This is a genomic window from Pseudomonas sp. UBA2684, assembly GCA_002354655.1.
In the GTDB taxonomy this organism is placed as follows: Bacteria; Pseudomonadota; Gammaproteobacteria; order Pseudomonadales; family Pseudomonadaceae; genus Aquipseudomonas.
The window spans coordinates 176239-199051 of record DELY01000048.1; the positions used below are offsets into that span (position 1 = coordinate 176239).

Below are 22813 nucleotides of genomic sequence, written 5' to 3' on the forward strand. Positions count from 1 at the left end.
GCGCGTTATCCAGCCTGCCGGAGACTTGCCCATGGCCCGCCTGAAACTCGAGTTCCCCGAAGACCAGTTCTGCTACAGCACCCACCTGACCGTGCGCGTCACCGATATCAACGCAGCCAACCACCTGGGTAACGATTCGATGATCTCGATGATTTCCGAGGCGCGGGCGCGTTTTCTCTTCGAGTTCGGTATCGAGGAAACCCGCGAGGACGGTACCGGCATCATCGTCACCGACCTGGCCACCACCTACCGCGCCGAAGCCCATGCCCGCGATCAGCTGCTGTTCGAGGTGGGGGTGATGGATTTCAACACCTATGGCGGCGACATCACCTTTCGCATCAGCCGCCCGGCGGATGGCGCCCTGGTGGCGATGGCCAAATCCGGCTTCGTGTTCTTCAACTACCTGCGCGGCCAAGTGGTGGCGATGCCCGCGGCGTTCAGCGCCAAGTTTCCCAAGGTCAACTGGCTCGGTTAAGCCGGTATCGCTGATCCAGATCTGCCTCGACGTGTGGCACATGCGCCCATGAGCGAGCAAGGCCGCTCATGGGCGCGGCCTCTTTGCGTACCCTATACTTCCTGCAACGTTTGCTAACCGCCTTTAAGAGTCGTTACAGGTGTACGACTTGCTTGGCAGCCGAATTAACAATTTATTCGACGCAGTTGTATAGCCGGATGTTTTTGCATAAGCCGTGCATAACAGGATGCGGAGCAAATGACATTAGCAATTATCTTAATTCTAATTGTTGTTGCATCAGTGCTATTTCACCTGCTGAGCCCTTGGCATGCGACGGCGGCGGCGTCCAACTGGGGTTCAATAGATACCACGCTGCTGATCACCCTGCTGATTACCGGCATATTCTTCATCGCCATCACCCTGTTCATGGCCGTAGCGATTATCCGTTACCGGCACAAAGAAGGTCGTCGGGCGGCCTATCAGCCGGAAAATAAAAAGCTGGAGTGGTGGTTAATCGGCATCACCACGCTGGGCATTATCGGCCTGCTGGCGCCGGGCTTGGTGGTGTATGACGATTTCGTCCGGGTTCCGAAAAACGCGCATGAACTGGAAGTGGTCGCCCAACAATGGCAATGGGCCTTCCGCTTTCCTGGTCAGGACGGAAAGTTAGGCAAGTCGGATGTCAAATGGGTCAACGCCGGCAACCCGCTCGGTCTCGACCCCAACGATCCCCTCGGACAAGACGATGTACTGATCAGAAACAATGAAGTGCGCCTGCCGCTCGATCAACCGGTGAAAGTGTTATTGCGTTCTAAAGACGTGCTGCACAACTTCTATATCCCGCAAATCCGCAGCAAGATGGACATGGTGCCCGGTATGGTGACCCACTTCTGGTTTACCCCGACCAAACTTGGCAAGTATGAAGTTCTGTGCGCGGAGTATTGTGGTGTCGCGCATTACAACATGCGCGGCACTATGATCGTGGAAGAGCCGGCTGCCTTTGCGCAATGGTTGAACAAACAACCGACCTTTGCCCAGACATTGCGCAGCGCCAGCAAACCCAGCCAGGGCAGCATCCTGGAGCACGGCCGCCAGTTGGCGAAAAACTCCGGTTGTCTGGCCTGCCATAGCCTGGATGGCAGCGCCAGTCTCGGCCCCGGATGGAAGGATCTCTACGGTCGCACCGAGCAGTTGGTCGATGGCAGCAGCGTGCACGTCGACGAGGCGTACCTGATCGAGTCGATCCGCGACCCCAAAGCCAAGCTGGTTCAGGGCTATCCCCCGGTCATGGTGCCCTACACTTTCAATCAAGAGGACTTGAACGCGCTGCTCGCGCTGATCAAGTCGCTGATCAGCGCAGCGCCATCCGCTACCCGCGAACTGGCGGCGCAGGGCCGGCAACTGGCCGAAACCCAGGGCTGCCTGGTGTGCCACAGCGTCGATGGCAAGCCCGGGGTCGGGCCGACGTGGCTGGGCCTCTACGGCAAGACCGAGACCCTTACCGACGGCACTCAGGTGGCGGTCGACGAGGACTACCTGAAAACCTCCATTGGCGATCCCAGTGCAGTGATCGCCAAGGGCTTTGCCCCGGCCATGCCGGCCTTTGCCCTGAAGGATGAGGAACTCGACGCCTTGATTGCCTTCATCAAATCCATCGCCGATGAAGGTGGCAGCAAACCAGGAGCAGCACCGTAACCCGCCAACATGCACTGAAACTTCACCCGGAGGATGACGTGATGGCCTACGCGGAGCAGGTAGAACGAGAAGCACTGCACGAACCCAAAAGCTTCCTGACCCGCTATATCTGGAGCCAGGACCATAAGGTTATTGCCATTCAATATGCCTTGACGGCGATTTTCGTCGGCCTGATCGCCCTGGTGTTGTCCGGCCTGATGCGCATGCAAATCGGCTTTCCCGGCAGCCTCGAATTCATGGATGCCAGCACTTACTACCAGGCGATGACCATGCACGGCATGATCATGGTCATCTACTTGCTGACGGCGCTGTTTCTCGGCGGCTTCGGCAACTACCTGATCCCGCTGATGGTCGGCGCCCGGGACATGGTCTTCCCCTATGTCAACATGCTCAGCTACTGGTTCTACCTGCTCTCGGTAGTGGTGCTGCTCGCCAGTTTCTTCGTGCCCGGCGGCCCTTCCGGAGCGGGCTGGACGCTCTACCCGCCGCAGGCGATCACCCAGGGCACCCCAGGAACCGAATGGGGCATCGTGCTGATGCTGGTGTCCCTGGCGATTTTCATCGTCGCCGCCACCATGGGCGGCTTGAACTACGTGACCACGGTGTTGCAGGCGCGCACCTACGGCATGACCCTGATGCGCATGCCGCTCTCGGTCTGGGGCATCTTCATGGCCTCGATCCTGGCCCTGCTGGCCTTCCCGGCGTTGTTGGTCAGCGCAATCATGATGCTGTTCGACAAGCTGCTCGGCACCAGCTTCTTCATGCCGGCGCTGATCTCGATGGGCCAGCAGCTCGATCACCAGGGCGGCAGCCCGATCCTGTTCCAGCACTTGTTCTGGTTCTTCGGCCACCCGGAGGTGTACATCGTCGCCCTGCCGGCGTTCGGCCTGGTCTCTGACCTGATCAGCACCCACGCCCGCAAGAATATCTTCGGCTACCGCATGATGGTCTGGGCCATCGTCGCGATCGGCGTACTGAGCTTCGTGGTCTGGGCGCACCACATGTATGTCAGCGGGATGAACCCCTACTTCGGCTTTTTCTTCGCCATCAGCACCCTGGTTATCGCGGTGCCGACGGCCCTGAAGGTCTACAACTGGGTGCTGACCCTGTGGCAAGGCGATATCCACCTGAGCGTACCGATGCTGTTTGCCCTGGCCTTTATCGTCACCTTCCTGGTTGGCGGCCTGACCGGGCTGTTTCTCGGCAACGTGATCGTGGATATCCCGCTTTCCGACACCTATTTCGTCGTGGCGCATTTCCATATGGTCATGGGCGTCGCGCCGATCCTGGTGGTATTCGGCGCCCTCTATCACTGGTACCCGAAAATAACCGGGCGAATGCTGAACGACAGCCTGGGCAAGCTGCACTTCTGGATCACCTTCCTCGGCACCTACGCCATCTACTTCCCCATGCACTACCTGGGTTTACTGGGGATGCCACGGCGCTACTACGCCTATGAAAACTACCAATTCATCCCCCAGTCGGCGCAGGACTTGAATGCCTTCATCACCGTCGCGGCATTGATCGTCGGGGTTGCCCAACTGCTGTTCCTGTTCAACCTGTTCTGGAGCCTATTCAAGGGCAAGCCGGCCGGCGGCAACCCCTGGGGCGCGACCAGCCTGGAATGGCAAACGCCGCAGACCCCGCCGGTACACGGCAACTGGGGCGCCAAGCTGCCGGTCGTGCACCGCTGGGCCTATGACTACAGCGTGCCGGGGATAGAACAGGATTTCGTCCCGCAAACGGTCTCCGCCGAGGCGCTGGAACAACTGCGACAGCGCAGCGCCGCCACCAAGCTAGCGGGCGAAAAAACATGAACAGACAGCTTTTGAGAAACACCGACAGCAACGACCCTGGGGGTAGTTGGCGTTTTGATCCAGAGGAAATTCAGCCCCCCGAGGGCGTCGACAGAGCGCAAACCGCAACAGTAGGCCTGCGCCTGTTTCTGGCCGTTGTCAGCTCGCTCTTCTTGCTCTTTCTGATCGCCTTTATCGCCCGCTCACAAGTACCGGACTGGCAACCGCTGACCGAGCCCTGGGCGCCCTTGGCCCATCCATGGCAGTTATGGCTGAACACCGGCTGGCTGCTACTCGGCAGCTTCGCCCTGCAGTGGGCACGCGTGGCCGCTCGGCGTGGAGACCTGGGCGGCACCGTGCTTGGCTTTACGCTGGGCGGCGTATCGGCAATTGCCTTTCTGGCGGGGCAACTTTGGGTCTGGCAGCAGTTTGGCGCGTGGGGCTACTGGGTTGCGAGTAATCCGGCCAACAGCTTCTTCTACCTGCTCACCGGCCTGCACGGCCTGCACCTGCTGGGCGGCCTGGTAGCCTGGGGCAGAACCCTCGCCAAGCTTCGGCGCCACGTGCCACTGGCGCAGCTCAGCACCAGCGTAGAGCTGTGCGCCATCTACTGGCATTACTTGCTGGCGCTGTGGCTCCTGCTCTTCGCCCTGCTGACCAGCACACCGGCAACCTATGAGGCCATCGCCGCATTCTGCGGCCTGAGGTGAAGCCATGGCAGCGCCCTCACCACCCACATCCGCAGACTCCACGCCACAGCGGCCTGACGCGTCAGCACCGGGCTGGCCGGGAATCGTCAGCGACTGGTCCTCGGATCAAGATGCGTTCAAGCAGGTGTCCTGGGGCAAGGCGATGATGTGGATCTTCCTGCTCAGCGATACGTTTATCTTCACCTGCTTTCTAACCGGTTACATGTCAGTGCGCATGACCACCACCGTGCCCTGGCCGAACCCAAGTGAAGTGTTCGCCCTGACCATCGCCGGCCACCATATTCCCCTGATTCTGATCGCCATCATGACCTTCGTGCTGATCAGCAGCAGCGGCACCATGGCCATGGCAGTCAATTTCGCTTACCGCCGCGACCGGGTCAAAACCGCGGCTCTGATGCTGACAACCGCCGCCTTCGGGGTCGCCTTCGTCGGCATGCAGGCATTCGAATGGAGCAAGCTGATTGCCGAAGGAGTGCGGCCCTGGGGCAACCCCATGGGCGCGGCGCAGTTTGGCGCGAGCTTCTTCATGATCACCGGCTTCCACGGCCTGCACGTGTCCATCGGCGTCATCTACCTCACCATCGTCGCGCTGAAAGTACTGCGCGGCGATTACCAGCGCTCCGGCAACTATCAGATCGTCGAGATAGCAGGGCTGTACTGGCACTTCGTGGACTTGGTGTGGGTGTTTATTTTTGCGTTCTTCTATTTATGGTAGCGAAGAGGAGCACTGACGATGGCGCATACCCAGGAACAACAACACCCCATCGGCTTGTACCTGAAAATCTGGGGGCTGTTATTCGTCCTCAGCACCCTGTCTTACCTTGTCGACTATTTCCACTTCGCGGGCTATCTCAGGTGGTCACTTATAATCACGTTCATGTTGTTGAAGGCCGGATTAATTGTCGCCATCTTCATGCACATGGCCTGGGAGCGACTGGCCATGGTCTACGCCATACTGCTGCCACCGTTGTGCTTGCTGGTGCTGGTGGGGCTTATGGCCAGCGAGGCGGACTATATCTTCCTGAGCCGGATCTTTTTCTTTGGGCAAAACATAGCCCCCGAATCGCCTTGAGTATTCGGGGGCTGATAGACAACGGCTAATAAGAGCGGGGCCTATATCGTTCGCTTGAACTGATGCCAGCGCTGCAACCACGCGACTGTCCAGTGAGGCGCCGCCGAGCCAACGCCAGCCATATTGAGCATTGGATGGTGTTTGACTACCTGCTCCAATAGCGCTTCCTGCTCCGGCTCAACATCGACGAAAAAGATATGTTTGCCTTCTTTCAAGTTCTGCTTAAACCGGCGGAAATGGGTGTTTGGCACCTGGATACCAAAAAAGCCGCCTTCCCACGTGCAAAAACCAAAAACCACTATCGCGAGGAAGATAAAGGGCATCCAACCTGCCGCGGTGTCGGTCCAACCCAGCCAATAAGCGCTACCAATAACCAGCGCAGCCAGTACCACGCCGACAACCGCACCAATTTCGCCGGAGTGGACGACATCTTGTTTCATAAACGAGGGCACATCGTGCAGGTGATGCTGTTCTACATCAGCATCTTTTTCGCTGAGCACATGGATTTGCTCGGTACTAATCCCGCCAGCTTCCAACTCACGCTCAACGGTTTCAAGATCGTCGAGATTGTCACTGATGTAATAGTGTCGATTCATCACGCACCTCTATTCTCGCTTTGCTGTAGACCACCACAACCTGACATCACAGAGGGTGTTCTACCGGTGTGAAGATGTTGCCCCCCTTCTTTTTGATCCGACGTGAGTATAGCACCGCACCCACATGACGCATTTTGCGTTTCAAGAAAAGTCAAGTCAAAAATCAAGCCAAACAGCAAGTCCTCCATAGGTCTATCAGGCACGCTCAATGCATTGCCGATCATCGCCACCGGCTCAAACTGGCGTGACATAACATGAATCATCTGCTACGCCTTAGGGCACAACAATAAAAGTAGGGGAATTGCTATGTCAGTTTTGCACAGCCATACCCGGCAAGCCGGGCTGTTGACCAACCTTCTCGCCCTTTCCTTGCTCACCCTACCGCTACCGACTCACGCTAATGAAGGCGTCGAATCTACGCGCCAGTTGCTGCTATCCAGTAGCACCGCTTGCCCCACCGGCAGCGTTATCGAGTCGGCGGAGAGCCTGTCAAAGCCGTTGATTACCTCCTGAGCCATTCGGCAACAGCACATTGAGTCACTCCGCTTCGCAGCGTTGCCCACTCGCCGCCGCACAACCTCGCCCCATCTCGGCGCACAAATAGCTCCAGCGCGCTGTTTTGTGTCATTCGCGCACCACCCGCAAGCCTGTACATCCCCGTAAATCATGGCCTCCGCGCGTTGGCTCAGCTCTTGCTAATGCATTGCTATCGGTAGCCAATGGCGGCTGCCTCACAAACGACAAAGACGTCGCTTCACCCGCGCTTCCGAGCGCTCAGGTGATGCGGCGTTTTTTCGTTTTCGCCCCAGCGACTGGGGCTGGCGGTGCATCTGCGATCCAGAGGCCTCGCTGGTAACTCTCTCAACCCAGCTGTGGCTTTGGCCGCAGGGCGTTGCACCACAAGTGCCGCGCCTCCCCGGCGGTTGCGGCTGCCGTGTCCACGACCACGGCATGCCGCAACCGGCCGGGACCCTTTTTGCTGATGAGGTGCTCGATGAATACAAGTTTCTGGAAAGCTGGCCATACCCCGACATTGTTCGCCGCTTTTCTCTATTTCGATTTGAGCTTTATGGTCTGGTACGTACTCGGCCCACTGGCGGTGCAAATTGCCACCGATCTCGATTTGACGGCCCAGCAACGTGGCCTGATGGTGGCAACGCCGATTCTCTCGGGAGCCCTGTTACGTTTCTTCATGGGCTTGCTGGCTGACCGACTGTCGCCGAAAACTGCCGGACTAATCGGTCAGGTCATCGTGATCGCCTCGCTGTTCAGCGCTTGGCAAATCGGCATCAAAACCTATGAGCAAGCCCTGCTGCTGGGCCTGTTCCTCGGTTTTGCCGGTGCCGCCTTCGCCGTGGCCCTGCCGCTGGCCTCGCAGTGGTATCCGCCGCAACATCAGGGCAAGGCCATGGGCATTGCCGGTGCAGGCAACTCGGGCACCGTGCTGGCGGCGATCTTCGCCCCAGGGCTGGCGGCGCTATTCGGCTGGCAGAACGTCTTTGGCTGGGCGTTGATCCCGCTGTTGTTGACCCTTGTGGTGTTCGCCCTGGTGGCGAAAAACGCGCCAGAACGGCCCGCACCCAAATCCATGGCCGATTACTTGAAGGCCCTCGGTGATCGCGACAGCTGGTGGTTCATGTTTTTCTACAGCGTGACCTTCGGTGGCTTTATCGGCCTGGCCAGTGCACTGCCCGGTTACTTCAACGATCAGTACGGCCTCAACCCGGTTACCGCCGGCTACTACACCGCCGCCTGCGTGTGTGCCGGCAGCCTGATGCGCCCACTCGGCGGCGCCCTGGCCGACCGCATTGGCGGTATCCGCACGCTGCTGGTGATGTACACCCTCGCTTCGCTGTGCATTGCCGCGGTGGGCTTTAATTTGCCCAGCGCCACGGCAGCTCTGGCCCTGTTCGTCGCCGCCATGCTCGGCCTGGGTGCCGGCAACGGCGCGGTGTTCCAACTGGTGCCGCAGCGTTTCCGCAAGGAAATCGGCGTGATGACCGGCCTGATCGGCATGGCCGGCGGCATCGGCGGTTTCCTGTTGGCTGCAGGCCTGGGCACCATCAAGCAGCAGACCGGCGACTACCAACTCGGCCTGTGGCTGTTCGCCAGCCTCGGCGTACTGGCCTGGGTCGGCCTGTATGGCGTCAAGCTGCGCTGGCGCACCACCTGGGGCAGCGCGGCGGTAACTGCGGCCCGGGTGTAATTGCACAGACGTAGGGTGGATGACGCCTTTTTCATCCACCATGAGCCAAGGGTGGATCGGTAAAGCGCGATCCACCCTACGCCCAACCACTGGAGGCTTGAGGCAAAGGCGGGACCGACCGGCAGCGCTGCATTGCACTGGTCAGGAAAGCGGGTGAAGTCGGCAACGACAACCTCGTGCAGCCCGGCCCCGGTCTCGCCTTTGCCTCAAACCTTCCCCACTCAGGATGTCCGCATGGCCTTGCAATTGACCTTCGGCGAAGCCAGCGCCATCGGCCCACGCAGCGAGAACCAGGACGCCATCCGAGTGGTCACCCCGGCGCCCGCCCTGGCGGCGAGCAAAGGTTATCTGTTCGCCCTGGCCGATGGTGTCAGCCAGTGCGTCGACGGCGGCCTGGCCGCACGCGCCACCCTGCAGGCACTGGCCCTGGATTATTACTCCACGCCGGAAACCTGGGCGGTCACCCAATCCCTGGACCGCGTACTGGTCGCGCACAACCGCTGGCTGCAAGCCAATGGCAGCGGCCAGCCCCTGCTGACCACACTGAGCGCGCTGATCCTGCGTGGCCGCCGCTTTACCCTGGCGCACGTCGGCGATTGCCGCGCCTATCGCTGGCTTGGCGGCACACTTGAGCGCCTTAGCGAAGACCATGTCTGGGAACAACCCGGCATGCAGCACGTGCTCAAGCGCGCCATGGGTCTGGATCAACACCTGGTGATGGATTACCTGGACGGTGAACTGCGCCAGGGCGAGAGCTTTGTCCTGGTCAGCGACGGCGTCTGGGCAACCCTCGGCGACAGCGGCATCCAGCGCATCCTGCATGATGAACAAGACCTCGATGCCGCCAGCCGCGCGCTGGTCAACGCCGCGCACCTGGCCGGTAGCCAGGACAACGCCAGCGCCCTGCTGCTGCGCGTCGATGCCCTGCCGGAAAGTGACCTGGCCGACACCCTGGCGCAACTCGAACACTGGCCCTTGCCACCGAAGCTGCGCGACGACCAAGATTTCGAAGGCTGGCAGGTCGAGCGCCTGCTGGCCGAGTCGCGCCAATCGCTGGTCTACCGCGTACGCGACAACCAGGCGCGGCGCTGGCTGCTGAAAACCCTGCCGGGCGGACGCAGCGAAGCCCCCCAGGCCGGCCCCGCCCTGCTGCTCGAAGAATGGTTTCTGCGCCGCGTGGCCGGGCGCTTCTTCGCCGAGGTACACCCACTGCCGCAGCGTCAGCACCTGTATTACGTGCAGCGCGAATATGCCGGGCAAACCCTCGCCGAGCATCTGCGCCTGAGCGGCCCGCTGGGCCTGCCGGAATGGCTGGACATCGCTCCGCGCCTGATCAAGGCCCTGGGCATGCTGCACCGGCGCAATATCCTGCACCGCGACATCAAGCCGGAGAACCTGCTGTGGGGCGACGACGGCGAGTTGCGCGTGCTGGATTTTGGCCTGGCCTACTGCCCGGGCCTGAGCCGCGATGAAGCCTGCGACCTGCCGGGCACGCCCAGCTATATCGCCCCCGAAGCATTCACTGGCGCCGCTCCCACACCCCAACAGGATCTCTACAGCGCCGGCGTGACGCTCTACCACCTACTGACCGGGCATTACCCCCACGGTGAAATCGAGGCGTTCCAACACCCGCGATTCGGTAGCCCGACGCCGGCCAGCCGTTATCGCCCGGACCTACCGTCTTGGCTGGAAGAAAGCCTGGCTCGCGCAGTCAGCGCCGATCCACAACAGCGCTATGAGACCGCCGAAGAATGGCTGCTGGCCCTGGAGCAAGGCGAACGTCAGGCCCTTAGCAGCCGCCCCCGACCACTGCTGGAGCGTGAGCCGCTGAAAGTCTGGCGTACGGTGGCACTGCTTGCCTTGCTGCTGAACCTGGCCTTACTGGTTCTGCTACTCAAATAGCGGACCGACGCAGGGCGCAGGGTGAACCTCGCCCTACGGTTTACCGATGACCCGGAAACACGCACCAAAGCAGCGCGACTTGCCTTTATTCGGTGCAGCAAAACCACCCAGTCGCCTCAAAAAGCCCAGGCCAACCCCGCAAAATCGGGCATCTGCGAAGTTGGCACAGGCTCTGCATTAGCAATCTCACAATTTACAAAGCGCAGCCTTCAACGAAGAAGACTGCACTTTCCCGAGAGAACGGGACTTGGACAAAGGCGTCCTCGCTAGGTGACTAGCGGGACGCCTTTTTTGTTTTCCGTGATTTTTATTCAGGAGATGGCCGGCATGAAAAAACTCAAGCTGGTGATGATTGGCAACGGCATGGCTGGTGTCAGAACCCTCGAAGAACTGCTCAAGCTCGCGCCCGACCTTTATGAAATCACGGTGTTCGGTGCCGAGCCGCACCCGAACTACAACCGCATCCTGCTCTCGCCGGTGCTGGCCGGTGAACAGACCTTTGAGGAAATCATCCTCAACGACCTCAACTGGTATGCCGAGAACAACATCCAGCTGATGCTCAACCGCAAAGTGGTCAGCATCGACCGCAAGAAACGCATCGTCACCGCCGATGATGGCAGCAGCGCCGAATACGACCGCCTGCTAATTGCCACCGGCTCCAACCCGTTCGTCCTACCGATCCCAGGCAACAAACTGAAAGGTGTGATCGGCTACCGTGATGTGGCCGACACCCAGACCATGATCGACACCGCCAAGACCCACAGCCACGCGGTGGTCATCGGTGGCGGCCTGCTTGGCCTGGAAGCGGCCAACGGCCTGAAGATGCGCGGCATGGACGTGACCGTGGTGCACCTCTCCGACTGGTTGCTCGAGCGTCAGCTGGACAAAACCGCTGGCAAGCTGCTGCAAACCGCGCTGGAGGCGCGCGGCATCCACTTCCGCCTGAATGAGCAGACCGAAGAACTGATGGACAACGGCGAAGGTCGCGTCTGCGCCGTGCAGTTCAAGAGCGGCGACGTGATCCCCGCCGACCTGGTGGTGATGGCCGCCGGTATCCGCCCCAACACCGAACTGGCCGAGAAAGCCGGGATTCCGTGCAACCGCGGCATCCTGGTCAACGACACCATGCAAACCTACGATCCGCGCGTGTATTCGATTGGCGAGTGCGCCAACCACCGCGGCATCGCCTACGGCCTGGTTGCGCCGCTGTTCGAGCAGGCCAAGGTCTGCGCCAACCACCTGGCCCAGCTCGGCTTCGCCCGCTATCAGGGCTCGGTGACCTCGACCAAGCTGAAAGTCACCGGTATCGACCTGTTCTCCGCCGGCGACTTTATGGGTAGCGAAGGCACCGAGACCATCACCCTCTCCGACCCGATTGGCGGCGTGTACAAGAAGCTGGTGGTAAAGAACGACATCCTCGTCGGTGCCTGCCTGTATGGCGACACCGCCGACGGCGGCTGGTATTTCCGCCAGGTCAAGGAGAACGCCAATATCAGCGAGATCCGCGATCACCTGATGTTCGGCGAAAATGCCCTGGGTGACGTCGGCCACCAAGGCCAGAGCAGCACCGCCAACATGCCCGACAGCATGGAAGTGTGCGGCTGTAACGGCGTGTGCAAGGGCACCATCGTCAAGGCGATCCAGGAGAACGGCCTGTTCTCGGTGGATGAGGTGAAGAAGCACACCAAGGCCGCCAGCTCCTGCGGCTCGTGCGCCGGCCTGGTTGAACAGATTCTGATCAGCACCGTCGGCGGCGCCGCCGATGTGAAGCCGAAAAGCGAGAAAGCCATCTGCGGTTGCAGCGAGCTGAACCACGGGCAGATCCGCAAGGCGATCCGTGAGCAGCACCTGACCAGCATGGCGCAGACCATGGAGTTCCTGAACTGGAGCACCCCGAACGGCTGCGCCACTTGCCGTCCGGCGCTGAACTACTACCTGATTTCCACCTGGCCGGGCGAAGCCAAGGACGACCCACAGTCGCGCCTGATCAACGAACGCGCCCACGCCAACATCCAGAAAGACGGCACCTACTCGGTGGTGCCGCGCATGTGGGGCGGCGTGACCAACCCGTCCGAACTGCGCCGCATCGCCGACGTCGCCGACAAGTACAACGTGCCGATGGTCAAGGTCACCGGCGGTCAGCGTATCGACCTGCTGGGCATCAAGAAGGAAGACCTGCCAGCCGTGTGGAAAGAGCTGGACATGGCCTCTGGCCACGCCTACGGCAAGTCCATCCGCACCGTGAAGACCTGCGTCGGCAGCGAGTTCTGCCGCTTCGGCACGCAGAACTCGACCCAGCTGGGCATCGACCTGGAGCACGACCTGTTCAATATGTGGTCGCCGCACAAGGTCAAGCTCGCGGTCTCCGGCTGCCCGCGCAACTGCGCCGAGGCCGGCATCAAGGACGTCGGCATCATCGGCGTGGACTCCGGCTTCGAGATGTACATCGGCGGTAACGGCGGGATCAAGACCGAGGTCGCCGAGTTCTTCGTCAAGGTGAAAACCGCCGAAGAAGTGCGCGAATACAACGGTGCCTTCCTCCAGCTGTACCGCGAGGAAGCCTTCTACCTGGAGCGCACCGTGCACTACATGCAGCGCGTCGGCATGGAGCACATCAAGAAGGCCGTGCTGGAGAACGAGGAAAACCGCAAAGCGCTGAATGCGCGCCTGCAGTTCGCCCTGTCGTTCGAGCAGGACCCATGGAAAGAACGCATCGAAACCCCGCAACTGAAGAAAGAGTTCGACCGCATCAGCGTCGTGCAAGTCGAGGAGGCCACCGTATGAATTGGCTGGATATCTGCGCCCTGGAAGAAATCAACGTGCTCGGCTCGCGCATCATCAGCGGCCCAAAGGGCGATATCGCGATCTTCCGCACCTCCGATGACGAAGTGTTTGCCCTCGACGACCGCTGCCCACACAAGGGCGGCCCGCTGTCCCAGGGGCTGATCTACGGCAAGCGCGTGGCCTGCCCACTGCACAACTGGCAGATCGAGCTGGCCAACGGCGAAGCGGTCGCACCGGATGTCGGCTGCGCACACAAGCACGAGGCCAAAGTGGAAAACGGCCGCGTGCTGCTGGCCCTGAAAGTTGCTATCACCGCGTGCGCATAACCCTGTAGGCGCGGAGCGATCCGCGCCTACACACGGAGAAACGGCCATGGCCAATCAAATCACCGCTTCGACCTGCTGCTACTGCGGTGTCGGCTGCGGCGTGCTGATCGAACACGACGGCGAGAAGATTCTCGGCGTCGCTGGCGATCCCAGCCACCCGGCCAACCTCGGCAAACTCTGCAGCAAGGGCGCAAGCCTGCACCTGACCGGCGACCTCGACGCCCGCGCGCTCTATCCCGAGCTGCGTTTGGCCAAGGGCCTGGCGCGTTCGCGCACGGATTGGGACAGCGCCCTCGATCACGCCGCCAACGTGTTCGCCGAAACTATCCGCGAGCACGGCCCGGACAGTGTCGCCTTCTATATCTCCGGCCAGCTGTTGACCGAGGATTACTACGCCTTTAACAAGCTGGCGCGAGCGTTGGTGGGAACCAACAATATCGACAGTAACTCGCGCCTGTGCATGAGCTCGGCGGTGGTCGGCTATAAGCGCAGCCTGGGTGCCGACGCGCCGCCGTGCAATTACGAGGATATCGAGCAGAGCGATTGCGTGCTGATCGCCGGCTCCAACATGGCCTACGCCCACCCGGTGCTGTTCCGCCGCCTGGAAGAAGCCAAGGCCAAGCGCCCGCAGATGAAGGTCATCGTCATCGACCCGCGGCGCACCGACACCTGCGACCTGGCCGACCTGCACCTGGCGATTCTGCCCGGCAGTGACGTGGCGCTGTTCCACGGCATTCTGCATATCCTGATGTGGGAAGGCTGGATCGACCGCCGTTATATCGATGCCCACACCGAGGGCTTCGATGCGCTGAAAAGCCTGGTGCACGCCTATAACCCACAGATGGTCAGCGAACTGTGCGGCATCAGCGTGGACAGCCTGCAACAGTGCGCCCAGCTGATCGGCCAGGCACCGAGCTTTCTCTCGTTGTGGTGCATGGGCCTTAACCAATCCACCGCCGGCAGCGCCAAGAACAGCGCACTGATCAACCTGCACCTGGCCACCGGACAGATCGGCAAAGTCGGCAGCGGCCCCTTCTCCCTGACCGGCCAGCCGAACGCCATGGGTGGCCGCGAAACCGGCAGCCTGAGCAACCTGCTGCCCGGCCACCGCGAAGCTGCAAACGCCGAGCACCGCGATGAAGTGGCCAGTTACTGGGGCGTCGATGCGCTGCCAGCAAGCACCGGCCTGAGCGCGATCGAGCTGTTCGAAGCGGTGCGCGTCGGCCAGATCAAAGCGCTGTGGATCGCCTGCACCAACCCGGCGCAATCCATGCCGGATCAGACCAAGGTGCATGAAGCCCTGGCCGCCTGCCCCTTTGTCGTGGTGCAGGAAGCCTTCTTTACCACCGAGACCTGCCACTACGCCGACCTGCTGCTGCCAGCTGCCAGCTGGGGGGAAAAAGAAGGCAGCGTGACCAACTCCGAGCGGCGCATCACCCATGTGCGCCGCGCCGTGCCAGCGCCCGCCGAGGCGCGGCCGGATTGGGCGATCACCACAGATTTCGCCCGCCGTTTAGAACTTCTGCTCCGCCCCGGCCTGCCCAGCCTGTTCGCCTTCGACAGCCCCAACGCGCTGTTCGAAGAATACAAACACCTGACTGCCAAACGCGATCTCGACCTCTCGGGGCTGAGCTACGCGATTCTGGATAACCAAGGCCCCCAGCAATGGCCGTTCCCGGCCGGCGCTACCCAGGGAACGGCGCGCCTGTATGGCGATGGCCAGTTCCCGACGGCAAACGGCCGCGCGCAGTTTCAAGCCGAGCCGTTCCGCGCGGCCAAGGAAAAGCGCGAGACGCGCTATTCCCTGACCCTCAACACCGGCCGCCTGCGTGACCAGTGGCATGGCATGAGCCGCACCGGTTCGGCCGCGCAACTGTTCGGCCACGCTCCGGAAGCGCTGCTCAGCCTGCACCCGGATGAGTTGCGCCGGCGTCGCCTGCAGAGCGGCGACCTGATCAAGGTACGCAGCCGCCGTGGCAGCCTGATCGTGCCGGTGGTGGCCGATGAGTCGGTACGCAGCGGCCAGGCGTATATGCCCATGCACTGGGGCAATCGCTTTCTCAAGGGGCTCGGCACCAACGTGCTAACCCAGCCGGCGTTCGATCCACTGTCCAAGCAGCCGGAGCTGAAACACGCCGGCATTGAAGTAGAAAAGGTCGAGCTGCCCTGGAGTTTCTTTGCCCTGGTCGAGGGCGATGTGCAGACACGCTTCGAGGCATTGCGCCCGCTGTTCGAAGAGTTTGCCTACGCCAACCTGACCCTGACCGGCCGTGATCGCCCTGCTCTGCTGATCCGCGCGGCCTGTGCGGTGGCACCCGAGGCCGAGCTGCTGGCACAGATCGACCGCCTGCTCGGCCTGAACAAGGGCCCGGTGCTGGCCTATGACGACCCACGCAAAGCCGTCGGCAAGCGCGTGCGTATCGAAGACGGGCGCATCACCGCGATTCGCCTGGCCGGTGAAACCGCCGCCCGCGACTGGCTGAAAACCCTGTGGAACGAAGGCCAGGCCGACGCCGACCTGCGCCGCTGGCTGCTCGCCCCGGTGTCCACACCACCGGGTAGCGCCAGCGCTAAAACCGCCAGCAAGACCCTGTGCAACTGCCTGAACGTCAGTGAAGCCTCGGTGTGCGCCGGTATCAAACGCGGCCTCGACCTGAACGGCCTCAAGCAGGAGCTGAAATGCGGCACCAGCTGCGGTTCCTGCGTCCCCGAAATCAAGCGCCTGCTGGCCACCCAGCCGGTTGCCGTCAACGCCTAGAGGTATCCGATATGAGCGCAAAAGTCTGGCTGGTAGGCGCAGGCCCCGGTGATCCGGAGTTGCTGACCCTCAAAGCAGTAAAGGCCCTGAATCAGGCCGAGATCGTGATGATCGATGATCTGGTCAACCCCGCCGTGCTCGAACATTGCCCCGATGCGCGGGTCATCCCCGTCGGTAAGCGCGGCGGCTGCCGCTCCACCCCGCAAGCGTTTATCCACCGCCTGATGCTGCGCTATGCGCGCCAGGGCAAATGCGTGGTGCGCCTGAAAGGCGGTGACCCCTGCATCTTCGGCCGTGGCAGCGAGGAAGTCGACTGGCTCAGCGAGCACGGCATCGAGGTGGAAATGGTCAACGGCATCACCGCCGGTCTCGCCGGGGCGACCAACTGCGGCATCCCCCTGACCCTGCGCGGCATAGCCCGTGGCGTGACCCTGGTCACCGCCCACACCCAGGACGACAGCAGCCTCAACTGGGCGGCCCTGGCGCAGAGCGGCACCACCCTGGTGGTGTACATGGGCGTGGCCAAGCTCCCGGAAATCCGTGAAAGCCTGCTGGCCGGCGGCATGCCGGCGCACATGCCAGTGGCGATGATTGAAAACGCCTCGCTGCCGCAGCAACGCGAATGCCGCAGCACGCTCGCCGCGATGCAGCAGGATGCGCTGGCCTTCCAGCTGAAAAGCCCTGCCATTCTGGTGATCGGCGAAGTGGCGGCCGAACAACAAGCCCAAGCCATCGCAGCAATTGCCTGACCGCTTCGCTCCTGCGAAGTTGTATTTGCCCGGCCTCGGCCGGGCTTTTTTTCAGGCAAAGAAAAACCCGGCCGAAGCCGGGTTTTTCCTAGCAAGCAAAGACCAATTACTGGGCTTGTGCTTCTACTTCAGCTTCAACGCGACGGTTTACAGCACGGCCAGAGTCGGTTGCGTTATCGGCAACCGGCTGAGCTTCGCCGTAACCAGCAGCGTTTACGCGCTCGCCTTCAACACCGTACTGGTTGACCAGAACGTCACGAACGGCGTTTGCACGCTTCTCGGACAGACCCTGGTTGTAGGCGTCAGAACCGACGGAGTCGGTGTGGCCTTCAACGGTGGTGGTGGTTTGCGGGTATTGCTTCATGAAGTCAGCCAGGTTCTTGATGTCGCCGTAGCTTTCTTCTTTGACTTGAGCTTTGTCGAAGTCGAATTTCACGTCCAGTTCAACGCGAACGACTTGGGCCGGCTCTTCAACCGGAGTCGGCTCAGGCATTGGCTCCGGAGCAGCTTCTACAACCTGGGCAACCGGCTTGGTGCTGCCGCCGAAGTTCAGGCCGACACCAACGCCAGCTTGCCATTCGGTGTTTTCGGTATCCAGGCTGTGCAGTACATCTACACCGGCTTTAGCGAAGAACATTTCGCTGAAGTAGTACTTCACGCCGGCACCGGCGATTGCGAAGGTGGTTTTGTCCTGGCCACGTGCTGCGGTGTTGTCCAGCTGCTGATGGCCGAAACCGGCTGAAACGTAAGGACGCAGGCTCTGGGCACCCGGGGTACCGAAGTGGTACAGGGCTTCAACAGTGCTCAGGGTGCCATCGATATCTTTCTCGCCGCTACCGCCAGGTACCAGGTCGGCTTCGATGCTTTCGTACACACCGTGGGACAGGTTGAGGGAAACATCATCGGTCAGGTAGTAACCGACGCTGCCGCCGAACAGGTTGCCGTTAGTCACGTCGCGATTGCTTTCGGTGAAAGAGCGCTTACCAAAAGCTTCCACCTCGACGGCGCCTTGGCCTTGAGCCAACACGCTCATGGAGGAAGCGGCTACAAGTGAGCCAATGACTACGCCTAAGGTGTTTTTCAGTTTCATCCGTTAAATCCCCATCTGGTGATTGATTGAATTGCGTACAGGTAGACACGCAAAACGACGACAAGTTTATCAGAACTTGCTTTTACGCCAGAGACTATTTGCCCCGAACTAACTTTCGGTAACACCTGCAAACTTCTCTCGTAATCGATCCAATGCGCGCTTGTAGCGCATTTTCGTGGCGCTGAGGCCCATGTGCATGATGTCCGCGATCTCTTGGAACTCCAGCTCTGCGACAAAACGTAGCACCAGAATTTCTCGGTCGATCGGATTGACGTGCACCAACCAACGATCCAAGCCGCCGCGATCCTCCGCTTTAGGCGTCTTCTCTTCAGACGCCTCTTCCAGCGGATCCAAACTTAGTGCATCCATTAAGCGACGCTTGCGCCGCTCTTTGCGGTACTGCGTGATGCACTCGTTGTAGGTAATGCTGTATAGCCAGGTTTTGAACTTCGACTTGCCCTCAAAGTTCTTCAAACCATAAAGAACTTTAAGCATGACCTCCTGACAGACATCGTCGGCATCACGATCGTTCCCTAAATAACGCGCACAGACATTAAATAATGTGCGCTGGTAACGGCGCATCAGCTCTTCATAGGCGCGCGTAATGTGGAACAACTCGTCGTGCGCGCGCGCCACCAGCTCCTCGTCCGAGAGCTCGCGGGGGTCATAACGCAAAGACAGCGGTTGGGCTTTATTCAAAACGAGTCGGGCCGACAGTCGGGACAGAGGCCGCCAACACCTGATGAATCAGGCAGTTGGGTTGGCGGCATACATTAGCAGGGATTAGCGCGTTAGCGACTGCTCACCCGTTGCTCGAGCAAGGTGCGATTGGCCACGGAGACCAGCTCGCCCGCATCGGTTAACAGGATAGTCTTGACCGTGCCAATTTCCTCGATCTGCCCTTCGACATCGCCCACCTGAACTTGTTGCCCAACCTGATACAACTCGCGCACATAGATACCGGCCAGTATCTGTCCGGCGATTTCCCGACTACCCAGGCCCAACGCCAATGCCACGGCCAAGCCCACCGAAATAAGCACGATGGCGATGACGTTGTTCAACAGGTCGGTCTTGACCTCAAGCTGGCCGATGGCCACCGAGATGCTGATGATGATCACCAGGCCTTGGGCGATACGCCCCAGGCCATTGGCGTAATCCAACCCCACGCCCTCTGCCGCGCCGCGCACCAGACCGCTGACCAGCTGCGCCAACAACACGCCCGCAAGCAATACCAGCGCGGCGCCGAAGACTTTCGGCAGATACAACGCGAGCACGTCGAGGGTCGCGGAAACCCGCTCCAACCCCAGCGACTCGGCCGCCGAGACCAGGAAAATCAACAGCACGAACCAATAGACGATCTTGCCGATCAGGGTCGAAACCGGCACCTGGATGCCGGCACGACCGAGCAGCTTGGTCATGCCGGTGCCGGCCATCAGGCGATCCAGTCCCAGCTTGCCAAGCAACTTGGACAGCAAGGTGTCGAGCAATTTAGCCACGACAAAGCCGAGCAGCACCAAAATCAGCGCAACGAACAGGTTCGGAATAAAGCCGGCAACCTTGGTCCACAGCGCAGTCATTGCTGCAATCAGGCTTTGAGTCCAGGGATCGAGTTCCATTTCAGTCAGCCTTATCAGTAGAACGAGCGGAAGTGTGACGACGCGAGACCGGCGAGACGTGCGCCGAGCCGTTGTTCAGGGCAATCATCAAGGCGCCGACCCAGTGCCCCATCAGGGCGAACAGATCGCCAGCGCCGACCTGTCGGTTGGCCGTCTTCAATACGCGGTGCAGGCACGCATCGTCGTCATGATCGGACGAGGGTGATTTGAGCAAATCGCGCAGGGATTCTTCGAATGGATCGTGCATGACGCACCTCACAGGACGTGTCGGCTAGACGAGACGAGCAACCGTCAAGTCACATCAGAGCCAGCGTAAACGGCGGAATAACCACCACTGACCAAGGGCGACGGCGAGCATGATCGAACAGGCGATCAGAAACCCGTACGGGCTTTGCGAGCCAGGAATGCCGCCGACATTGATGCCGAGCAAGCCGGTGAGAAAACTCATTGGGAGAAACACCCCCGTAATGATGCCGAAGCGGTACATGATGCGGTTCATCCGCTCATCCATGCGCCGGTTTTCGGCTTCCAGCACCAGACTCACGCGCTCGCGACTGAGGTCGAGCTCTTCCAGATAACGGGTCAGACGGTTGTTCAACTCGTTCCAGTAGTCGGTGTCGTCGGCCACGAACCAGGGCTGCTGGTTGCGCGTCAGCTGTGCATAGATATCGCGCTGTGGCGCCAGGAAGCGCCGCAGGCTGGCAGCGCGCCGCCGGATCAGCAACAGCTGGCTGTGCTCCGCGGTCAGGCGCTCATCGCTATCGAAGCGCTCCTCCTGATCATCGACCTGCTCGGACAGGTCGCCGACCAAGGCTTCGACCTTGTCGGTCAAGTAATGCGCCAGGTTGAGGATCAGCTCGGAGGAGGTTTTCGGCCCCTTGCCGGCAGCCAGATCCTCGATCAGGTCTTCGGTCGCCCGCAGTGGCCGTAAACGCAGGGAGATCACGCGCCGCGCATCGGCGAAGATGCGCACCGAGACCATATCTTCTGGCTCCGCGCCGGGATTCAGGTTGACCCCACGGAGGAACAGCAGCAACTCGTGCTCGGGCAGCGGCAATACGCGCGGCCGGGTATTTTCCTCCAGCAGCAGATCGCAGGCGAACTCACTCAGACCACTGTCACTCCGTAACCAGGTCTGCGTCTGCGGGTGGCTGCGATCCCAATGCAGCCAGAGGCTCTCCAGCGCGGCCAACTCAAGCCCGGCCAGCTGTTCACGGCCAATCGGCCGCGCGCCACCTTTGCCGTCCAGGACAAAGGCATGCACCAAGCCCCATTGCGCGTTGTCTTCCTCGTGCATCCCTTACTCCCAAGCGTTTCTGTTACTTATTCCGGCATGTTCAACGCGGTTGGCGAAATGATGATGCCGTTGTTATCGGCATACACATATTCACCGGGGCGGAAGGTCACACCGCCAAAGGTCACCAGCACATTCAGGTCGCCGATGCCGCGCTTGTCGGTTTTCATCGGATGGCTGGCCAGCGCCTGAATACCCAGATTGGTTTGCGCGAGTACATCGACATCCCGCACGCAGCCATAGACCACGATGCCTTCCCAGCCGTTCTTCGCCGCTTTTTCCGCGAGCATGTCGCCGAGCAGTGCGCGGCGCATGGATGCGCCACCATCGACCACCATGACCTTGCCCTTACCCGGCAACTCGACCTGCTCCTTGACCAGCGAGTTGTCCTCGAAACACTTCACCGTGACGATCTCGCCACCGAAAGAGTCGCGACCGCCAAAATTGCTAAACATCGGCTCGACGACCTGCACCAACTCCGGGTAGGCGTCACACAGATCAGGCGTGATGTAGTGCATGAGAAGCTCCTTTGTTGCGTTGATAATCAGATGCCGACACGTCAGCATGCTGCGGCCTTGCGCCTGAAAGACTTGCCGATAGCCGTCTCCAGCTTCAGCAAACGCTCCAGGGCAACGAACAGCGCACCTCCGCCAATCGCAGAAAGTGACCGAAAAGCCGCCTATCGTCACATCTTAGCTGGATGACCGCTCTGGCGAAATGCCCGTCTCACGCTCAAGAGCGGCCATTTCAGCCGCGGCGGCAAGCACCGGGCTGTTGAGCAACCACCGTTCAACCAGTGGCCACACCTCACGCTGCGCCTCTTTGCTGACCAGCATTTCGACATGGCCAAAATCGCTGGAGAAGCCGTTTTTCTTGCCCAGGCACAGAAATTCGCTGAGCGGCGAGGCGAACTGCTCGAGCAGTTTGCGGCAGGCCCATGCTGGGTCCTGCACATCGCCAACCGCAGCGACCGCCATCACTGGCACGCGCACCTGCGCCAGCCCCGCCCACCAATCGCGCTCGGCATCGCCAAAGCGGCCAAACAATCCATGCCAACGCAGGCTTTCCAGAGCCAGGCCGATCGGTTCGTCTTCCGGGCCGCGCTTGAGCCGCGAGCCGGACAGCACGGAGAAGCGCTTGAGCAGCAAGCGTCCGCCCCACTCCACCGGCGGCACCTTCAGCGGCCAGTAGGTGCGGCTGATCTGGCTGCCGAACAAGGCGACCGACGCCATCCGCTCCTGATCGAGGTACTGCCCGCCGAGCGCACCGGCTAAGGTGATACCGCCTAGCGAATGGCCGAGCCAGTGGGCTGGTTGCGGGTTCTGTTCATGCACGAAATCGGCAATCGCCGGCAAGTCGTAACGCACGTAGTCGCTGACCCGGTTGTGCGTGTATGCCTGGTTGCGCGGCGACAACCCATGCCCACGCATCTCGGCGATCCACACATCGAACCCCGCACGCGCCAGGTAAGGGCCGAGGCCGATACCTTTGGGCGAGTACCAGAAGCGCCGGTTGGAGAAACTGCCAGGCAACAGGATCACCGGCACACCGCGCGCGGCTTCCTGGCCGGCACGGCCAAGACGCGTCAGCGCCAGTTCGACGCTAAAGTCCGGGCTGTTGCCGGGTTTGAGGCGGTAGACGTCTTCACTCAAATCGCCACGAAATTCCGCGCTGATCAAGGCGACGGGAAAAAGCTCACTGCTGCTTTGCATCTATCTTCGCTCTGGTACAAAAAATTGCTGGAAGCAATCTTTCATGTCTCATC

At 60.8% G+C, this 22813-nt stretch carries 21 protein-coding genes; 12 read left to right on the plus strand and 9 right to left on the minus strand.

The window, feature by feature from the left end:
- The first annotated feature begins 31 nt into the window (after positions 1-31).
- From B3M58_RS17285 to B3M58_RS17310, 6 genes are all read left to right on the plus strand, one after another.
- On the plus strand, positions 32-475 hold the full coding sequence (locus B3M58_RS17285; protein ID WP_296220956.1) for a thioesterase family protein: 444 nt from the start codon (positions 32-34) through the stop codon (positions 473-475).
- A 237-nt stretch (positions 476-712) separates the two neighbouring features.
- The gene (locus tag B3M58_RS17290) at positions 713-2149 is read left to right on the plus strand and encodes a c-type cytochrome (RefSeq protein WP_296220957.1); all 1437 of its coding nucleotides are present in this window, start codon (positions 713-715) and stop codon (positions 2147-2149) included.
- Positions 2150-2190: 41 nt separating this feature from the next.
- On the plus strand, positions 2191-3966 hold the full coding sequence (ctaD, locus tag B3M58_RS17295) for a cytochrome c oxidase subunit I (protein ID WP_296220958.1): 1776 nt from the start codon (positions 2191-2193) through the stop codon (positions 3964-3966).
- A complete protein-coding gene (locus tag B3M58_RS17300) occupies positions 3963-4655 on the plus strand; it encodes a cytochrome c oxidase subunit 3 (RefSeq protein WP_296220959.1) in 693 nt (230 codons plus the stop codon). Before ctaD ends, B3M58_RS17300 begins: the two co-directional genes overlap by 4 nt.
- Positions 4656-4659: 4 nt before the next feature.
- Entirely contained in the window at positions 4660-5370 is a 711-nt protein-coding gene (locus tag B3M58_RS17305; RefSeq protein ID WP_296220961.1) for a heme-copper oxidase subunit III family protein, read from the plus strand.
- An 18-nt stretch (positions 5371-5388) separates the two neighbouring features.
- The gene (locus tag B3M58_RS17310) at positions 5389-5727 is read left to right on the plus strand and encodes a cytochrome C oxidase subunit IV family protein (protein WP_296220962.1); all 339 of its coding nucleotides are present in this window, start codon (positions 5389-5391) and stop codon (positions 5725-5727) included.
- 41 nt (positions 5728-5768) lie between these two features.
- On the opposite strand, the gene B3M58_RS17315 is transcribed toward B3M58_RS17310, so the two are convergent.
- Positions 5769-6323: a magnesium transporter gene (locus B3M58_RS17315; RefSeq protein ID WP_296220964.1), complete on the minus strand. Its 555-nt coding sequence runs from the start codon at positions 6321-6323 to the stop codon at positions 5769-5771.
- On the minus strand, positions 6323-6586 hold the full coding sequence (locus B3M58_RS17320) for a hypothetical protein (RefSeq protein ID WP_296220966.1): 264 nt from the start codon (positions 6584-6586) through the stop codon (positions 6323-6325). Before B3M58_RS17320 ends, B3M58_RS17315 begins: the two co-directional genes overlap by 1 nt.
- Before the next feature lie 731 nt (positions 6587-7317).
- On the opposite strand from B3M58_RS17320, the gene B3M58_RS17325 reads away from it, so the two are divergent.
- The 6 genes from B3M58_RS17325 (at position 7318) to cobA (ending at position 17048) form a co-directional block, all read left to right on the plus strand.
- Complete coding sequence (locus B3M58_RS17325) at positions 7318-8529, plus strand: nitrate/nitrite transporter (RefSeq protein ID WP_296220968.1); 1212 nt, start codon at positions 7318-7320, stop codon at positions 8527-8529.
- A gap of 234 nt (positions 8530-8763) precedes the next feature.
- Positions 8764-10431, plus strand: coding sequence for a bifunctional protein-serine/threonine kinase/phosphatase (locus tag B3M58_RS17330; RefSeq protein ID WP_296220970.1), 1668 nt, complete (start codon positions 8764-8766; stop codon positions 10429-10431).
- Between the two features lie 327 nt (positions 10432-10758).
- Positions 10759-13215, plus strand: a complete 2457-nt coding sequence (gene nirB, locus B3M58_RS17335; protein WP_296220971.1) for a nitrite reductase large subunit NirB — start codon at positions 10759-10761, stop codon at positions 13213-13215.
- The gene (nirD, locus tag B3M58_RS17340; RefSeq protein WP_296220972.1) at positions 13212-13541 is read left to right on the plus strand and encodes a nitrite reductase small subunit NirD; all 330 of its coding nucleotides are present in this window, start codon (positions 13212-13214) and stop codon (positions 13539-13541) included. Before nirB ends, nirD begins: the two co-directional genes overlap by 4 nt.
- A gap of 46 nt (positions 13542-13587) precedes the next feature.
- Positions 13588-16299, plus strand: a complete 2712-nt coding sequence (locus tag B3M58_RS17345) for a nitrate reductase (RefSeq protein WP_296220974.1) — start codon at positions 13588-13590, stop codon at positions 16297-16299.
- Between the two features lie 11 nt (positions 16300-16310).
- Positions 16311-17048, plus strand: coding sequence for a uroporphyrinogen-III C-methyltransferase (gene cobA / locus B3M58_RS17350; RefSeq protein WP_296220975.1), 738 nt, complete (start codon positions 16311-16313; stop codon positions 17046-17048).
- 106 nt (positions 17049-17154) lie between these two features.
- Here cobA and B3M58_RS17355 read toward each other — a convergent pair whose 3' ends face one another.
- From B3M58_RS17355 to B3M58_RS17385, 7 genes are all read right to left on the minus strand, one after another.
- Positions 17155-18138 (minus strand): OmpA family protein, encoded by a 984-nt coding sequence (locus B3M58_RS17355; protein ID WP_296220976.1) that lies wholly within the window; start codon positions 18136-18138, stop codon positions 17155-17157.
- A gap of 108 nt (positions 18139-18246) precedes the next feature.
- Positions 18247-18837 (minus strand): RNA polymerase sigma factor SigX, encoded by a 591-nt coding sequence (sigX, locus tag B3M58_RS17360; RefSeq protein WP_296220978.1) that lies wholly within the window; start codon positions 18835-18837, stop codon positions 18247-18249.
- A 92-nt stretch (positions 18838-18929) separates the two neighbouring features.
- Positions 18930-19754 carry a mechanosensitive ion channel family protein gene (locus B3M58_RS17365; RefSeq protein WP_296220979.1) on the minus strand — a complete coding sequence of 275 codons (825 nt, stop codon included), beginning with the start codon at positions 19752-19754 and terminating at the stop codon, positions 18930-18932.
- Between the two features lies 1 nt (position 19755).
- The gene (locus tag B3M58_RS17370) at positions 19756-20001 is read right to left on the minus strand and encodes a CrfX protein (RefSeq protein ID WP_296220981.1); all 246 of its coding nucleotides are present in this window, start codon (positions 19999-20001) and stop codon (positions 19756-19758) included.
- A gap of 54 nt (positions 20002-20055) precedes the next feature.
- Positions 20056-21051 carry a zinc transporter ZntB gene (locus B3M58_RS17375; RefSeq protein ID WP_296220982.1) on the minus strand — a complete coding sequence of 332 codons (996 nt, stop codon included), beginning with the start codon at positions 21049-21051 and terminating at the stop codon, positions 20056-20058.
- Between the two features lie 26 nt (positions 21052-21077).
- Positions 21078-21566 (minus strand): ribonuclease E activity regulator RraA, encoded by a 489-nt coding sequence (rraA, locus tag B3M58_RS17380; protein WP_296220983.1) that lies wholly within the window; start codon positions 21564-21566, stop codon positions 21078-21080.
- Between the two features lie 174 nt (positions 21567-21740).
- Positions 21741-22760 (minus strand): alpha/beta fold hydrolase, encoded by a 1020-nt coding sequence (locus B3M58_RS17385; RefSeq protein ID WP_296220985.1) that lies wholly within the window; start codon positions 22758-22760, stop codon positions 21741-21743.
- Positions 22761-22813 lie beyond the last annotated feature (53 nt).

What these genes read in the sequence shown, in the direction of transcription:
- B3M58_RS17345 (WP_296220974.1), top strand. Translation starts at nt 13,588, where the DNA reads ATGGCCAATCAAATCACCGCTTCGACCTGCTGCTACTGCGGTGTCGGC.
- B3M58_RS17365 (WP_296220979.1), bottom strand. Translation starts at nt 19,754, where the DNA reads ATGGAACTCGATCCCTGGACTCAAAGCCTGATTGCAGCAATGACTGCG.
- rraA (WP_296220983.1), bottom strand. Translation starts at nt 21,566, where the DNA reads ATGCACTACATCACGCCTGATCTGTGTGACGCCTACCCGGAGTTGGTG.
- ctaD (WP_296220958.1), top strand. Translation starts at nt 2,191, where the DNA reads ATGGCCTACGCGGAGCAGGTAGAACGAGAAGCACTGCACGAACCCAAA.
- B3M58_RS17385 (WP_296220985.1), bottom strand. Translation starts at nt 22,760, where the DNA reads ATGCAAAGCAGCAGTGAGCTTTTTCCCGTCGCCTTGATCAGCGCGGAA.
- nirB (WP_296220971.1), top strand. Translation starts at nt 10,759, where the DNA reads ATGAAAAAACTCAAGCTGGTGATGATTGGCAACGGCATGGCTGGTGTC.
- B3M58_RS17300 (WP_296220959.1), top strand. Translation starts at nt 3,963, where the DNA reads ATGAACAGACAGCTTTTGAGAAACACCGACAGCAACGACCCTGGGGGT.
- B3M58_RS17320 (WP_296220966.1), bottom strand. Translation starts at nt 6,586, where the DNA reads ATGATTCATGTTATGTCACGCCAGTTTGAGCCGGTGGCGATGATCGGC.
- B3M58_RS17305 (WP_296220961.1), top strand. Translation starts at nt 4,660, where the DNA reads ATGGCAGCGCCCTCACCACCCACATCCGCAGACTCCACGCCACAGCGG.
- B3M58_RS17355 (WP_296220976.1), bottom strand. Translation starts at nt 18,138, where the DNA reads ATGAAACTGAAAAACACCTTAGGCGTAGTCATTGGCTCACTTGTAGCC.
- B3M58_RS17310 (WP_296220962.1), top strand. Translation starts at nt 5,389, where the DNA reads ATGGCGCATACCCAGGAACAACAACACCCCATCGGCTTGTACCTGAAA.
- B3M58_RS17325 (WP_296220968.1), top strand. Translation starts at nt 7,318, where the DNA reads ATGAATACAAGTTTCTGGAAAGCTGGCCATACCCCGACATTGTTCGCC.
- B3M58_RS17330 (WP_296220970.1), top strand. Translation starts at nt 8,764, where the DNA reads ATGGCCTTGCAATTGACCTTCGGCGAAGCCAGCGCCATCGGCCCACGC.
- B3M58_RS17315 (WP_296220964.1), bottom strand. Translation starts at nt 6,323, where the DNA reads ATGAATCGACACTATTACATCAGTGACAATCTCGACGATCTTGAAACC.
- B3M58_RS17370 (WP_296220981.1), bottom strand. Translation starts at nt 20,001, where the DNA reads ATGCACGATCCATTCGAAGAATCCCTGCGCGATTTGCTCAAATCACCC.
- cobA (WP_296220975.1), top strand. Translation starts at nt 16,311, where the DNA reads ATGAGCGCAAAAGTCTGGCTGGTAGGCGCAGGCCCCGGTGATCCGGAG.
- nirD (WP_296220972.1), top strand. Translation starts at nt 13,212, where the DNA reads ATGAATTGGCTGGATATCTGCGCCCTGGAAGAAATCAACGTGCTCGGC.
- B3M58_RS17290 (WP_296220957.1), top strand. Translation starts at nt 713, where the DNA reads ATGACATTAGCAATTATCTTAATTCTAATTGTTGTTGCATCAGTGCTA.
- B3M58_RS17285 (WP_296220956.1), top strand. Translation starts at nt 32, where the DNA reads ATGGCCCGCCTGAAACTCGAGTTCCCCGAAGACCAGTTCTGCTACAGC.
- B3M58_RS17375 (WP_296220982.1), bottom strand. Translation starts at nt 21,051, where the DNA reads ATGCACGAGGAAGACAACGCGCAATGGGGCTTGGTGCATGCCTTTGTC.